General features: G+C 66.4%; 14 protein-coding genes. 3 read left to right on the top strand and 11 right to left on the bottom strand.

Features of this window, described 5'->3' with window-relative positions; genetic code table 11:
* Positions 1 to 116 precede the first annotated feature (116 nt).
* Positions 117 to 365 carry a PepSY domain-containing protein gene (locus A6A05_RS12860; protein WP_068501690.1) on the top strand — a complete coding sequence of 83 codons (249 nt, stop codon included), beginning with the start codon at positions 117 to 119 and terminating at the stop codon, positions 363 to 365.
* A 180-nt stretch (positions 366 to 545) separates the two neighbouring features.
* The gene (locus A6A05_RS12855; RefSeq protein ID WP_068501688.1) at positions 546 to 1,139 is read left to right on the top strand and encodes a hypothetical protein; all 594 of its coding nucleotides are present in this window, start codon (positions 546 to 548) and stop codon (positions 1,137 to 1,139) included.
* Between the two features lie 4 nt (positions 1,140 to 1,143).
* Here A6A05_RS12855 and A6A05_RS20910 read toward each other — a convergent pair whose 3' ends face one another.
* The 3 genes from A6A05_RS20910 to queA all read right to left on the bottom strand — a co-directional run bounded on the left by A6A05_RS20910 (position 1,144) and on the right by queA (position 3,732).
* Positions 1,144 to 1,449: a hypothetical protein gene (locus A6A05_RS20910; protein ID WP_156521048.1), complete on the bottom strand. Its 306-nt coding sequence runs from the start codon at positions 1,447 to 1,449 to the stop codon at positions 1,144 to 1,146.
* Positions 1,450 to 1,570: 121 nt separating this feature from the next.
* Positions 1,571 to 2,698, bottom strand: a complete 1,128-nt coding sequence (gene tgt, locus A6A05_RS12850) for a tRNA guanosine(34) transglycosylase Tgt (RefSeq protein WP_068501685.1) — start codon at positions 2,696 to 2,698, stop codon at positions 1,571 to 1,573.
* Positions 2,695 to 3,732 carry a tRNA preQ1(34) S-adenosylmethionine ribosyltransferase-isomerase QueA gene (queA, locus tag A6A05_RS12845; RefSeq protein WP_068501682.1) on the bottom strand — a complete coding sequence of 346 codons (1,038 nt, stop codon included), beginning with the start codon at positions 3,730 to 3,732 and terminating at the stop codon, positions 2,695 to 2,697. Before queA ends, tgt begins: the two co-directional genes overlap by 4 nt.
* 79 nt (positions 3,733 to 3,811) lie before the next feature.
* Between queA and pip the strand changes: the two genes are divergently transcribed.
* Entirely contained in the window at positions 3,812 to 4,747 is a 936-nt protein-coding gene (pip, locus tag A6A05_RS12840; protein WP_082910942.1) for a prolyl aminopeptidase, read from the top strand.
* Here the strand turns inward: pip and A6A05_RS12835 are convergent, their stop codons facing one another.
* The 8 genes from A6A05_RS12835 to A6A05_RS12795 form a co-directional block, all read right to left on the bottom strand.
* Positions 4,748 to 6,238, bottom strand: a complete 1,491-nt coding sequence (locus A6A05_RS12835; protein ID WP_068501704.1) for a DnaJ domain-containing protein — start codon at positions 6,236 to 6,238, stop codon at positions 4,748 to 4,750.
* A gap of 54 nt (positions 6,239 to 6,292) precedes the next feature.
* Entirely contained in the window at positions 6,293 to 7,960 is a 1,668-nt protein-coding gene (locus A6A05_RS12830) for a hypothetical protein (protein WP_068501676.1), read from the bottom strand.
* 3 nt (positions 7,961 to 7,963) lie between these two features.
* Complete coding sequence (locus tag A6A05_RS12825) at positions 7,964 to 8,767, bottom strand: MinD/ParA family protein (protein ID WP_068501674.1); 804 nt, start codon at positions 8,765 to 8,767, stop codon at positions 7,964 to 7,966.
* The gene (locus A6A05_RS12820) at positions 8,764 to 9,762 is read right to left on the bottom strand and encodes a flagellar biosynthesis protein FlhF (protein WP_068501671.1); all 999 of its coding nucleotides are present in this window, start codon (positions 9,760 to 9,762) and stop codon (positions 8,764 to 8,766) included. The genes A6A05_RS12825 and A6A05_RS12820 overlap by 4 nt, the downstream gene beginning before the upstream one ends.
* Positions 9,763 to 9,928: 166 nt before the next feature.
* Entirely contained in the window at positions 9,929 to 12,055 is a 2,127-nt protein-coding gene (flhA, locus tag A6A05_RS12810) for a flagellar biosynthesis protein FlhA (RefSeq protein ID WP_082910940.1), read from the bottom strand.
* A 19-nt stretch (positions 12,056 to 12,074) separates the two neighbouring features.
* Positions 12,075 to 13,451 (bottom strand): sigma-54-dependent transcriptional regulator FlbD, encoded by a 1,377-nt coding sequence (gene flbD / locus A6A05_RS12805; protein ID WP_068501665.1) that lies wholly within the window; start codon positions 13,449 to 13,451, stop codon positions 12,075 to 12,077.
* Positions 13,452 to 13,476: 25 nt separating this feature from the next.
* On the bottom strand, positions 13,477 to 13,800 hold the full coding sequence (fliN, locus tag A6A05_RS12800; RefSeq protein ID WP_068501662.1) for a flagellar motor switch protein FliN: 324 nt from the start codon (positions 13,798 to 13,800) through the stop codon (positions 13,477 to 13,479).
* A gap of 71 nt (positions 13,801 to 13,871) precedes the next feature.
* Positions 13,872 to 14,594 (bottom strand): FliH/SctL family protein, encoded by a 723-nt coding sequence (locus tag A6A05_RS12795; protein WP_068501659.1) that lies wholly within the window; start codon positions 14,592 to 14,594, stop codon positions 13,872 to 13,874.
* Between the last annotated feature and the right edge of the window lie 2 nt (positions 14,595 to 14,596).

The raw sequence follows: 14,596 nt of genomic DNA, 5'->3' as shown, positions 1-14,596 counted from the left end.
TCGCCGACAGCGACAGGGTCAAAAGCCTCTGCTATCAGCCCTGGGTCCAGCAGGTCATTTCGTAGGTTCGCCGGTATGACGCCCTGGTCCGCACTGCCGATGCCCGTCTGGTCAAGATGGCGGTGGATCCGATGACCGGCCATGTGATCGCAGCGTCCGACCGCGCCAAGCGCACCGACGTCCAGGCGGTTCCGGTCAACGCCGTCGAGGCCGTCGTCGCCGCCGCCGGGGAAGGCCATTACGACGTGACCGAACTGGAATTCCGCGATGGCCGCTATCGCGTCCAGGCCAGGGACGACGACGGCAAGACCGCCCGCGTTGAAATCGACGCCCAAACCGGCCAGATCGCCAGCATCAAGCATTAAGCGCCGGGGCGTGAACGAACAGACTCCCCCCAGGGCTTCGGCCGTCGGGGGGAATTTGTTTGTTTGGCGTCTTGAACCACACGGAGGGGCACCGAGGGACCTGTTTCGTGGCCCAGAACCTTGCCCTTACGAGGCCGGGCGGCGGTTGACTAACTGGCACATCTCGCCGTAGTTTTCCTCATGGATAAGACGTACCACCTCAACGGCGGGTTTAAGCCGACAACTAAGCGGTTCGCTGACCTAGACGGTCCAGACTTCTACCCCACTCCAGCTTGGGCGACGCACGCTCTTATCGATAATGAGAGGTTTAGGGGAGACATCTGGGAAAGCGCTTGCGGCAATGGCGCTATGTCCGATGTTCTTGAGCATACCGGACAGCAAGTAATTAGTTCGGATCTTTTCAACCGGGGGTACGGTGAGGCTGGACACGATTTTCTGACCAGCAAGCGAACGGCCTCGAACATTGTTACGAATCCCCCCTACAATGCGGCGGAGGGATTCGTCGCTTCTGGTTTGCGGGCAGCCCACCATAAATTCGCTCTTTTGCTGCGGCTTGCGTTTCTTGAAGGGGCGAATCGGCAAAAGACGATCTTCACTGAATCGCCGCCCTCCAGAGTCTGGGTATTCAGCGAGCGTATTACTTTCTATCCCGCTGGGGCGCAAGTAAAGGGGTCGGGCACAACGGCGTATGCCTGGTTTGTCTGGGATAAAGACGCCGCGTCAGGCACTGAGATTAAGTGGTTTAAACCGGGCTATAAGGAAAAATTTCGGTAAATTGCTATAACTCATTAAGGTAATCGCGCCCCTTATCCGTTACTTTGTATCCAACATTTTTAACGTGCTCAAGCAAGCCGGCTTTGATGAAGTTCCCGTCTGCTTGAAAATGTGACCGGATGTTTCGAACGAGCTGCTGCCACATCTGCTCATTCGGTCGTGTTACAGACTGTGCCAGGTCGGCACTCGATAGCTGAACGTGCTTTGGAACTTCATCGTAAGCCCTTTTAAATGTCACCAGTCCGTTGGGGCGTTGGACTGCAATTTGCATGATAGCGGTTGCAATGTCATTTTCAGTCACTCTTCGCATGTCTCTCTCCCAACCGATAGGAGAAGACAGTCTACATCGTTTCAATGATGTCGTGGAGTCGAACGTGGGTGAGTTGGACGGGGGTGCATTTGCATCGGCGAAATAATCCTTTGGTCGTCCCTCACCCCACCTCGATATCCCCCATCGCCTCTTGCTCGGCGAAGTTCTTCGCAAACTCCTGCACCCGGCCGTCCTTGATGGCTGACCGCAGCCCCGCCATCACCTCCTGGTAATAATGCAGGTTGTGCCAGGTCAGCAGCATCGGCCCCAGGATCTCCTCGGCGCGGATCAGATGGTGCAGATAGGCGCGGGAGTAATTGCGACAGGCCGGGCAGGTGCAATCCTGATCCAGCGGGCGCGGGTCGTCCTGGTGGCGGGCATTGCGCAAATTCACCGTGCCGCGCCGGGTGAAGGCCTGGGCGGTGCGCCCCGAGCGGGTCGGCATCACGCAATCGAACATATCGACGCCGCGCAACACCGCGCCGACGATGTCCGATGGCCGGCCCACTCCCATCAGGTAACGCGGCCGGTCGGTGGGCAGCAGGGGGGTGGTGACCTCCAGGGTCGAGAACATCAGTTCCTGCCCTTCGCCCACCGCCAGGCCGCCGATCGCATAGCCGTCGAAGCCCATTGCGGTCAGGGCGGCGGCGGATTCGGCGCGGAATTCCGGGTAGATGCCGCCCTGGACGATGCCGAACAAGCCATAGCCCGGGCGCTCGACGAAGGCATCCTTGGATCGCTTGGCCCAGCGCATCGACAGCCGCATGGACTCGGCCGCCTGCTTCTCGGTGGCCGGAAACGGCGTGCATTCGTCGAAGGCCATGGTGACGTCGGCATCCAGCAGATTCTGGATTTCCATCGAACGCTCGGGGGTCAACAGGTGCTTGGACCCATCGATATGGGACTGGAAGGTGACGCCGTCCTCGGTCAGTTTCCTCAGTTTCGCCAGGCTCATCACCTGGAAGCCGCCGGAATCGGTCAGGATCGGGCCGGGCCAGTTCATGAAGCGGTGCAGCCCGCCCAGCTTGCCGATGCGCTCGGCCCCGGGGCGCAGCATCAGATGATAGGTGTTGCCCAGGATCATCTGGGCGCCGGTGGCCGCCACGCTTTCCGGCATCATCGCCTTGACGGTGGCCGCCGTGCCGACCGGCATGAAGGCCGGCGTGTCCATCGGCCCGTGGGCGGTGTGCAAGGTCCCACAGCGGGCGGCGCCGTCGGTGGCGTGAAGGTCGAAGCGAAAGGCGGTCACGCGAAGGTCTCCCGGTGCAGCAGGCAGGCGTCGCCATAGGAATAGAAACGATAGGAGCCGGCGATGGCGTGGGCATAGGCGGTGCGCATGCGATCCAGCCCGGAAAAGGCCGAGACCAGCATGAACAGGGTCGAGCGCGGCAGGTGGAAATTGGTCATCAGCACATCGACCGCCCGGAAGCGATAGCCCGGCGTAATGAAGATATCGGTGCTGCCGTCGAAGGGCCGGATCAATCCGTCGGGATCGGCGGCACTTTCCAGTAGCCTTAGCGAGGTGGTGCCGATCGCCACCACCCGGCCGCCATTGGCCCGGGCGCGGTTGATCGCATCGGCCATTTCGGCCGTCACCACGCCCGATTCGGCATGCATGCGGTGGTCGTCGGTGTCATCGACCTTGACCGGCAGGAAGGTGCCGGCCCCGACGTGAAGGGTGACGGTCAGCCGGGTGGCGCCAGCGGCATCGATGGCGGCCAGCAAGGCCGGGGTGAAGTGCAGGCCGGCGGTGGGGGCGGCCACCGCGCCTTGTTCCTTGGCGAACAGGGTCTGGTAATCGGCGCGGTCCTGCTGGTCGGCCACGCCCTTCCTGATATAGGGCGGCAGCGGCATGCGGCCGAACTCTTCCAGCGCGGCCATCAGCTCGGGGCCGGCGCGGTCGAAGGCCAGGGTGACCTCGCCGGCCTCGCCCTTTTCGGCGACGGTGGCGGTGAAATCGGGGCCGAAGCGGACCGTGTCGCCCGGCTTCAGCTTCTTGGCCGGCCGGGCGAAGGCCTTCCATTGGGCCAGGCCCAGGCGCTGGTGCAAGGTCACCTCGATGCCGGCCTCGCCCCGATGGCCGAACAGCCGGGCCGGGATGACGCGGGTGTCGTTGCTGACCACCACGTCGCCGGGACGCAAGAAGCGCGGCAGATCGGCGACGACATGGTCGGCCAGACCGCTGGTGGTCACATGCAGCAGACGGGCGGAATCGCGCGGATTTACCGGGCGCTCGGCGATCCGCTCGCGCGGCAGGTCGAAATCGAACAGGTCCACTTTCATGGTGAGGGTTTAGGCGGGATTGCGCCGGCCCGTCAACCCTCGCACAATGATCAGGTGATGATCGATGAAAAGAGCCCTGATGGACCTGTTTCCCCCGATTGAGCCCTATGCCTGGGGTGCCCTGGAGGTGGGCGACGGCCACACCCTTTACTGGGAAGAATCCGGCAACCCCCAGGGGCCGCCGGTCCTGTTCGTCCATGGCGGGCCGGGGGCCGGCACCGCGCCACCCTATCGCCGTTTCTTCGATCCGGCCCATTGGCGGATCATCTTGTTCGATCAGCGGGGTTCCGGCCGCTCGGTGCCCTATGCCGAGACCCGCTTCAACACCACCGGCCACCTGATTTCCGACATGGAGAAGCTGCGCCGCCACCTGGCGGTGGATCGCTGGCTGTTGTTCGGCGGCTCGTGGGGCAGCACCCTGGCCCTGGCCTATGGCCAGGCCCATCCCGAGCGGGTCACCGGCTTCGTCTTGCGCGGCGTGTTCTTGTTCCGCGAAAGCGAAACCGAATGGTTCCTGCACGGCATGGCGGCCTTTTATCCCGAGGCGCACCGCCGTTTCGTCGCCCATGTCCAGGGCGACGGCGACGACGTGCTGGCCGCCTATCATCGCCGCCTGACCCATCCCGACCCCAATATCCACCTGCCGGCGGCGCGGATGTGGTCGGGCTACGAGGAATCCTGCGCCCGCCTGGTCGCGCGGCCCGACCCGGTCGAGCCCGACGGCGCCGCCGCCCTGGCGATGGCGCGGATGGAATGCCATTACATGGTCCATGGCGGCTTCCTGCGGCCGGGCCAGTTGCTGGAAGAGGTGGGCCGGATCGCCCATCTGCCGGCCCGCATCGTCCAGGGCCGGTATGACATCATCTGTCCGCCGGTATCGGCCTTCGACCTGGCCCAGGCCTGGCCCAAGGCGCGGCTGACCATGGTGGCCGAGGCCGGCCATTCGGCGATGGAGCCCGGCCTGCGCACCGCCCTGGTGGCGGCAGTGGAGGAACTGCGGCGAATTTGTTCGTGATCAATCGTCGCGGGCGAACTGGTCGGTGTCCAGCGGCTGCGGCTGCTTGGGGTCGCCCGGTGCGGTGACCAGCACGATCTCGGGGATGGTGGTGGCCGCCTTCAGGCGCGCCGCCGAGATCTGGTGATAGGTCAGGGTGAAGGGCAGCAGGGCCGCCTGCATCGATTGGGTGAACACCCCGCAGGCGCGGGAATAGTGGCTGCCGCTGGCGAATTCGATACGGAAGGTGCCGTCGGGCAGCCCGCCGACGCCGATATGGTGGGTGGCCGGCACGAAATAGGCGGCGACGGTATGCCCGCCCAGGGTCTTCAGCTTGACCACGGCGTCGCGTCGGCCGTCATTATGGATCAGCAGGCGATGCTCGCCGGTGGCGCGACGGATCAGCACCTCGCCGGCCTCGGGCGTCGAGCCGGGATTCTGGGCGCACCATTCCTGCTTGTGCAGTGCCGAGGTGCCGGCATAGAGCGCGCGACGGGTGACCCAGCCGACCACGCCCGACGGCGTGCGCACCTGGGCCCATTCCGGGCTGGTGACATCGACCACCTGGACGGTGGTGAAGCGGTCCAGCAGGGTCAGGACCGGGGCGCCATCGACCGGCGACTGGCGCAGCTTCAGATCCTCGATGGCGACATAGCGGATGTCGCCGATTTCGGCGGCCTGGACGCTGATGCCGGCGCGGGCGGCCATCGGCGGCTCCCACGGCTTCAGGGCGATCAGGGCGCCCACCCCCAGCACCAGCGGCAGCGCCACCAGCGGCAGCGCCTGGGCGAAGAACACGCCCCCGTTCCACAAGGCCCAGCGATTCTTCAGGCGCCGGCCGCCCTGGCCGGTCTCGGCGCGCAATTGCTCGATCTGGCGGGAATGCACCGACAGGCGGGCGAAGCGCGACGCCTGCTCGGTCAGGGCGCGGGCCAGGTCGATCTCGTCCAGCGCCAGGAAGGCGCGGGCCTGGCGGATCAGCATGCGGGCGTTCTGGTCCTTGGGCTTGGTGCCGCCGAACAGGTTTCGGACCAGTGCGATCGGGGTCAGGATCAGGCCGGGGAAAGACCACCAGCCCAGCAGCCAACTGACCGTCGAGTTTCGGGCAGCGATCCGATCGGCGCAGTCCCGGCAAAAAATGCCCTCTTCCCGGGTGCGCTTGGCCCACACCAGGTAACTTTTTACCTGGTGGAAGATGACGTAACGCGGCTGCACGGTGATCTTGCCGCAGGCCGAACAGGCGAACGGCGTCGCCGGGTAATCGTCGCCGTCATCGACCAGCGGCGGTACCCCGGTGGCATGGTATTCGGCGCGGTAGACCACATCCTTCAAGACCCGGTAAGCCTCGACGATTGCTTGGAATTCCTGGCGTGCAGCCTCGGACGGATTGCGGTCGGGATGCACCTGTTTGGCCCGGTTGCGATAGGCAGTCTTGATGGCCGCCAGGTCCGCTCCGGGGAGCAGTCCAAGCACCGCGTAATAGCCTTTGGGGTCCGGGTAGGTGGTGGTCATCCGCATCGACATTGGGCCTTGTTGCCCTCAGTCTGCTGCAAGTGCCGTGCCGGGTTAAGCGATGATTTTGGTGGGAGGTGGGGCATCGGGCGGCAACTCGACCCAGCGGCCGCCCGATTGGAAAGCGACGCTTCCCTTGGTGCCGACCAATTCGGCCGCGTTGGTGAAGATGCCTAGGATGTCGTGGCGCATCTCGGGTGGCAGCGGCTGGTCGGTGCGGATGATCAGGTCGAATAATTTGTCGTCGCGCCGCACCAGCCCGTCCATCTGCATGCGGCCCAGCCGCGACAGGTTGAAATCCAGCAAGAAGCGTTCGCCGCCGCCACCCTTGGCCGGGTCGGCTTCGTCCTCGCCCTGGCGGCGGCGGACATAAAGCTGGACCGGATCGACCACCTGGCCGAACAAAAGCGGCAGGGTGAAGCCGGTCCATTCGCCGCCCGCCACCGGCCGGCCGCCCTCTTGCGCCATCTGTTCCAGCTCGCCCTTCAACCGCTCGGCCAGATCCTTGCGGCCGGCCTTTTCCAAGCCCTTGGTGGTGCCGTCGGGCAAGACCGAGCGGACGTCGCCCGACCGCATGGCGCCGGTGAACAGCGCGATGTTGGCGGCCAGGCGCGGCCCGACCTGCGGCAGCGACCGCATCAGCATGTCCAGCGCCTGGCGGTCGCCGGCTGCATTCAGGGTGGTCATGGTCTCGGCCAGGGTCGGCCAGCCCCCCGGGCGCAGGCCCGTCGATGGTGCCGGGCTTGGGCCGGTGGTGGTGCTGGGCGGCGGCGGTTCCGGCTGGCCGGCCAGTTCCAGTTGCAGCCGCGTGCCGACCGGCAGATCGGACCCGGTCGGCAGTGCCAGGGTGCCGGCTGGGGTCTGCACCACTGCCTGGCCGCCGGGCGGGTGGGCGACGACGGTGGCGCTCAACAGGCGCGGCGCCGTGCCGGTGGCCAGAACAGCGGGATCGCCCGGCAGGTTGGTCGGCGCCGACTGGGGCGCCTGGGCCGGCTGGCCGGGTCGGCCCGGCGAAGCGGCGGCGGGCGCCATAGCGGTCTGGGACGAGGCGGGAAGGGTCTGGCTGGGCGTCTGACCCGGCAGCTCGATCCCGGCGATGCGGACGGTCAGTCGGGTTCCCGCCGGCAGATCGGGCGGCAGGCCGGCGTCAAGGGTGCCGGGCTGGGCGGCGGCGGCCAGCGCCATCCCCTGGGCCGAGGCCGGGCGGATCATGGTGGCGGTCAGGCCGGCGGGGGCGCCGGGCAAGGACGCGGCGGGCATTCCGGCTTGCGGCCCGGCCATGGGGGTGCCGGTCTGGGTACCCGGCGTGCCGGGGGCTCCCGCCTGGCCGGTAGCCGCGCCCATGAAGGGGGGCATGGCGGTCTGCGGGCCGGCGAAGGGGGCGCCGGCCAGGGGGGCGCTGCCGGGCAGGGTCAGGCCGGCCAGCGGGCGGCCGTTGACCGCCAGCAAGGTGACGCCCTGGTCGGTGACCTGTAAAAGCAGACGCGCCCCTTCGGGGATCGGCGGCAGGGTCTGGCCGGGCAGGGCCTTCAACTGGACCACGCCATCGGGGGTGGCGACGGTCATCGCCCCCTTGGCGGCGCGGGCCTGGGCCACCGCTTCCATCATCGAGCCCAAGGCCTGGCTGGCGATCTGGCCGCCGGTCACCGTCAGCGCCACCGGTCCGCTGACCGCCGACCCGGTGACGGGCAGCGGAGCGGGCGGCGGCGCGACGCTGGACATGGTCTAGCGCGCCTGGGCCAGCAACCGCTCGACGATGGCTTCGACGTCGGCGGCGGCCTCGGAATTGGGCGAGCGGATCAGGATCGGCGTCTGGTTGCGGATGGCTTCGCGCACCTTGAGATCACGGCGGATCACGCCGGCCAGCGGCGGGCTGATCTTCAAGAAGCCTTCGCAGGCCTTCAGAAGGGTGTTGTAGATGCGCTCGCCCTCGCGGGTCGAATTGGCCATGTTGACGACGATGCGCATGTCGGTGCCGGGCCGTTCCATCTGGGTGACCTTGATGAAGGCATAGGCGTCGGTCAGCGACGTCGGCTCGTCGGTGGTGACCACCAAAATGGTGCCGGCCTGGGTGGCGAAGTTGCGGGTGGTCTTTTCGACGCCGGCCCCCAGATCGACCACCACCTTGTCATAGGAATTGGACAACAGCACCAGATCGTCGCCCAGCAATTGCAGGCGCGACAACGGGATGTTGGCCAGCGTGCCCGAGCCCGAGCGCCCGGCGATGATGTCGAAGCCGCCCTCGGGGAAGCGGACCAGGGCCTGGTTCAGGGTCAGGCGGCCGGCGACCACGCTGCCCAGGTCGGTCTTGGGCATCAGGCCCAGCTGGATATCGACGTTGGCCAGGCCCAGATCACCGTCGAACAACAAGACGCGACGGCCGGCCCGCGCGATGGCGTGGGCCAGGGTGATCGAGAACCAGGTCTTGCCGACTCCGCCCTTGCCGGACGCCACCGCGACGAGGTTTCGTCCCTTGGCGCGTTGAACCGGGCGAGGGGCCAGGGTCGGAGCTTCGGATGCCGTGGTCATGATAAGGGTGCCTCGTCGGTCCAGAAGTGTTGATCAGGATGGGGGACGGGCGCCTGCGGCAGAAGCAGGCGGGCCAGGGAAATGGCGGAAATGGGCGACAATCCGTCGGCGACATGCGGGCTTGCCGAGACGTCGCACAGGGCCAGCTGGCCGGCTTCCGCCGCCGCCAGCATGCCGCCCAGCCGGCGGGTGGTGTCAAGCCGGGTAGTGAACAGCCGGGTGGCGCCGATGGCGGCGAAGGCCTCGGCCGCCTCGGCCGCTTCGGCCGCGTCGCCGCCGGCGGCCATCACCAGGATCGGCTCGATGTCGGCGGCCTCGATCAGCGACTGCAGGTAATCCATGTCCGAGGTGCGAAACGGGTTCAGGCCGGGGCTGTCGATCAGTACCAGATCGAACATGCCGGTGACGGTCTCGACCGCCTGGCGCAGGCTGTCCGGCCCCCGGGTCTTGACCAGGTCGATGCCCAGGATGCGGGTGAAGGCGGCCAATTGCTCGGCGGCGCCGGCCCGGATGTTGTCGCAGGTGATGATGCCGACATGGCGCTGCTTCAGCACCGACCGGGCCGCCAGCTTGGCCACCGCCATCGACTTGCCCGAGCCGTGGCCGCCGATCATCATGAACGGGCGCAGCGCGCCGTGATCGGGCAGATGGGCGAACGAGAAGCCGGCTTCCAGGGCGGCGGCGCAGGCCAGCGTCGGATCGGCGATGTCCGAGGCCCGCGCGGCGTTGGCCAGCCGTTCGGCCATGCGTTGCGGCAAACCATGGGTTTCCAGCGCCGCCTTGACGGCGTCGGCCGAGGAAGACGGCGCGCTTTCCTCGAACAATTCGGCCACCGCCAGATCGGCGTCGGCCGGCTCCAGCGCCGCGGTGATCCGCACCCCCTTGGCGCCGGCGGCGCGCTGGGTCGAGACGATGATCGCCTCGTCGCCCAGTTCGGTGCGCACCATCTCCATCGCCTCGGCCATGGTCGGCGCGGTGAAGGATTTCAGGCGCATCGGTCTGTGCCCCCTTCGGCCAAAGCGCGTTCATCGTCATGCCCGCGCAGGCGGGCATCCAGGGGTAGCCGGTCCCGCCACCTCTCGTTCCCCTGGATTCCCGCTTTCGCGGGAATGACGGGCACCGGGGCTCGACCCAATCCGAGCATCATATTTGCCCCCCCGATCATATTTGACCCATGGTCTTGATCTTTGCCTTGGGGTGAATTTCCGCCTGGCTCATCACCACGGTCACCGGGCGGAAGCGTTCGATGATCGAGCGCACATAGGGCCGGACCATCGGGCTGGTCAGCAGCACCGGCGTCTCGCCCTGCATGGCGAAGCGTTCGAAGCTTTGCCGCGTGCGGGTGATGAAGTCCTGCAATTGCGACGGCGGCATCGACAATTGCTTCTCCTCGCCCTGGCCGACCAGCGATTCGGCGAAGGCCTGCTCCCATTCCGGCGACAGGGTGATCAGTGGGATGAAGCCCTGCGGGCCGGTGTTGTTGTCGGAAATCTGGCGGGCCAGGCGGGCGCGCACATGCTCGGTGATCATGGTGACGTTGCGGGTGTGGCCGCAAGCCTCGGCGACGCCTTCCAGGATGGTCGGCAGGTCGCGGATCGAGATGCGCTCGGTCAGAAGGTTCTGCAGCACGCGCTGCAGGCCGCCGATGGTGATCTGGGCCGGGATCAGTTCGGCGATCAGCTTCTGATGTTCCTTGTCCATTTCGTCCAGAAGCTTCTGGGTCTCGGAATGGGACAGCATCTCGGCCATGTTGTCCTTGATCACCTCGGTCAGGTGGGTGGTGACCACGGTGGGCGGATCGACGACGGTATAGCCGCGGAACAGGGCTTCCTCGCGGTTGGTCGGCTCGACCCACATGGCCGGCAGGCCGAAGGTCGGCTCCTTGGTCTTTTCGCCGGGCAGGGTGATCTCGTCGCCCCGGGGGTCCATGATCAGCAGATGGTTGGGGCGCAGGTCGCCGCGCCCGGATTCCACTTCCTTGATGTAGACCACATAGGCGTTGGCCGGCAGCTGCATATTGTCCTGGATGCGGACCGACGGCATGACGAAGCCCACTTCCGAGGCCATGGCCCGGCGCAGGCTCTTGATCTGGTCGGTCAGCTTGACGCCCTTGGGATTGTTGATCATCTGCAACAGGCCGTAGCCCAGCTCCAGGCGCACGGTGTCGATGCGCAGCGCGGTCGAGATCGGTTCTTCCGCGACGGGGGTGGTCTGGCGGGCCTTCTCGTCGGCCTCGATGGTCTCGCGTTCGGCCTTGATGCGCTGCTGCTTGTCGATGAAATAGGCCGCCAGGCCCATGCCGCCGCCCAGCACGAAGAATGGCAGGAACGGCATGCCCGGGACGATGGCCATCATGGTGATCAGGCCGGCCGCGGTGCCCATGGCGCGGGGATAGCCGCCCAGCTGGGCGCCCAGTGCCTTGTCGACGGTCTCGGTGACGCCGGCCTTGGTGACCAGGATACCGGCGGCGACCGAGACCAGCAGGGCCGGGACCTGGGTGACCAGACCGTCGCCGACGGTCAGCTTGGTATAGATGTCGGCGGCCTGGGCGAAGGTCAGATTGTTCTGGGCCATGCCGATGATCATGCCGGCGACGATGTTGATGCCGGTGATCAGCAGGCCGGCGATGGCGTCGCCGCGCACGAACTTCGAGGCGCCGTCCATGGCGCCGAAGAACTGGCTTTCCTGTTCCAATTCGCTGCGGCGCTTCTTGGCGGTCTGTTCGTCGATCAGGCCGGCCGACAGGTCGGCGTCGATGGCCATCTGCTTGCCCGGCAAGCCGTCCAGGGTGAAGCGGGCCGCCACTTCGGCGATACGCCCCGAACCCTTGGTGATGACCACGAAATTGACGATCACCAGGATGATGAAGACGATGATGCCGATGACGAAATTGCCGCTCATGATGAAGCTGGCAAAGGCGGCGATGACCTGGCCGGCCCCTTCCGGGCCTTCGTGGCCGTGGCCCAGGATCAGGCGGGTCGAGGCCAGGTTCAGCGACAATCGGATCAGCGTGGTCAGCAGCAGCACCGTCGGGAAGGACGAGAATTGCAGCGGCTTTTCGATGAACAGGCTGACCATCAAGATCAAGACGCTGACGGTCACCGACAGCGCCAGACCCATATCCAACAGCCAGGACGGCAGCGGCAGGATCAGCATCAGCATGATCGCGACCACGCCGACGGCCAGGATCACGTCGCCGCGGCGCAACGCCTTGTTGAAGCGTCCCCACGCGGCTTGCGCGGTGTCGTTGGCTGCCAAATTTCCCGGAGACGGAGCGCCGTCGGCCATGTGTTATATCCCCACGGCGTTAGAGGCTGGCACGTTCTTCACCGCCGGCCGGCGGCGGAACGCTGACTCCTTCTTCGGAATATTGCTTCAGTTTGTTCCGAAGGGTGCGAATGGAAATGCCCAGAATGGTCGCCGCATGGGTGCGGTTGCCCAGGCAATGGCTCAGCGTGTCGATGATCAGGTCGCGCTCGACGTCGGCGACGGTGCGCCCGACCAGGCCTTGGGTGGCGCCGGCGCCGCTCATCACCGCCGCCGCCGCATGGGTCACCTGCGACACCACCGGATCGTGGCCGCCCAAGGGCGCCCCGGTCAGGATGATCGCCTCGGGGCCGATGGTGGCGCCGCTGGCCAGCAGCACGGCGCGGTGCATGGTGTTTTCCAGCTCGCGCACATTGCCGCGCCACGAATGCTTGATCAGCATTTGGCGGGCCTCGGGCGACAGCGGGCGAATGGCGATGGCGTTGGTCTCGGAATATTTCTTGATGAAAAAATCCGACAGGATCGGAATGTCCAGCGGCCGCTCGCGCAAGGACGGCAGGCCCAGATTGACGACGTTCAGGCGATAGAACAGATCTTCGCGAAAGCCGCCCTGGCGGACGTAATCTTCCAGGTTGCGGTTCGAGGTGGCGACGATGCGGCAATCGACCTTGACCGGCTGGCTGCCGCCGACCCGGTCGATTTCCTTCTCCTGGATGGCGCGCAGCAGCTTGGCCTGCAGGCGGATGTCCATCTCCGAGATTTCGTCCAGCAGCAGCGTGCCGCCGCTGGCTTCCTCGAACTTGCCGATGCGCCGGGCCACCGCGCCGGTGAAGGCGCCCTTCTCGTGGCCGAACAATTCGGATTCCAGCAGGTTTTCCGGGATGGCGGCGCAATTGACGGCGACGAAGCGGGCCTTGGCGCGGGGGCTCTTGTCGTGGATGAAGCGGGCCATCAATTCCTTGCCGGTGCCCGACTCGCCGGTGATCAGGATCGAGGCGTGCGAGCCCGCCACCTGCTCGGCCAAGCGCATGGTCTGGGCCATGCGGGGGTCCTTGTGGATGATGGCGTGGTTTTCGGCGGTGACGGCGGCCAGGACGGCGGCGATCAGCTCGGCGTCGGGCGGCAGCGGGATGTATTCCTTGGCGCCGGCCTTGATGGCGCGCACGGCGGCCGAGGCGTCGGTCGAGATCCCGCAGGCGATGACCGGCACGACGATGCGCTCGACTTCCAGGGCCTCGACCAGGCGCGAGACGTCGCGGCGGACGTCGATCATCACCAGATCGGCCCCTTGGCCGCGCAGCGCCTCCAGGCCCTGCTCGACGTCGTCGGCGATGGACACCTTGGCGCCGCGGGCCATGGCGATCTTGCTGGCCGCCCCGATCTGTCCGTCCATCGCGCCAATGATCAGCAACCGCATGATCTGTTCTCCCCCGGGGACTTGGTTAGCTGCGATCGGTCTTGATGATTTCCGTCATGGTCACGCCCAGGCGGTCTTCGACCACCACCACCTCGCCGCGCGCCACCAGACGGTTGTTGACATAGATGTCGATGGCCTCGCCGACCTTGCGGTCCAGTTCGACCACCGCGCCGCGACCCAGCTTCAGCAATTGATTGACCTGCATGCTGGACTTGCCCAGCACCGCCGACACCTGAACGGGAATGTCGTAGACCGCTTCCAGGTCACGGGCCGAACGCGGGATGTCCGGGGTATCGGACATCGACTCGCCGCCTTCCGGGATGAAGTCGTTCAGTTCGAAATCGGCCATAGGATCACCTCGCAATTCAAAAAATCATTGGCCTGCTTATCCCCGAAACCCGCAGGCGGATTTCCGGGGCTTCAAACCGAGCCCATCTCGGCGTCGTGTGCCGCTTCCACCGCGGCGCGGCGTTCGGGCGGCGCCAGCGCCCGTTCGACCGTCACTTCGATCTCTTCCAGCAGGCGGGCCTGGTCACGTTCGGCACCGCCATCGGTCCATTCCACCCGGGCGTCGCCGACGGCCAGGCGGGGATCGGCCTGGACCACGACGCGGCCCTCGAAACCCTGGCCCTCGGCCGCCGCCTCAAGCCGCTCGCGCACCGGCTCGACCAGGGGCTGGGCGACGCGGACGATGATGCGCGGCTCGTCCAGGATATGGGCGACGACGTCCTCGACCACCCGGGCCACCTCGTCGAAGGCGTGCTTCTCGCAGGCCGCCGGCAGCATCTTCTTCAACACCGCCATCGCCACCCGGACCGCGGCGCGGGCATTGGCATCGTTGGCTTCATCCTGCTGGCGGAACACGGCGTCGATACGTTCGGTCAGGGCGGTGACCGCCAGGGCGATCTGGCGGGCATCGGCCTCGGCCGCCTCGGCGAAACCGGCTTCGCGGCCTTCCTGGAACGAGGCCTCGCGCACCATGTTCAACTCTTCCTCGGTGAACATCGGCGCCGCTGGCTCGTCGGCGATTTCCTCCTCGGCGGCTGCTGCTGCTGCGGCCTGTTCCTCCTCGATCTTGGCCTGGCGCGCCTGCTGCGGCGGCTGGCCGAAATCGAGGTCGAACATGTATTTGCGATAAGGCATCG

It is taken from the genome of Magnetospirillum moscoviense, from assembly GCF_001650635.1.
Lineage (GTDB): Bacteria > Pseudomonadota > Alphaproteobacteria > Rhodospirillales > Magnetospirillaceae > Magnetospirillum > Magnetospirillum moscoviense.
This window is presented reverse-complemented; position numbering and strand designations above follow the sequence as displayed.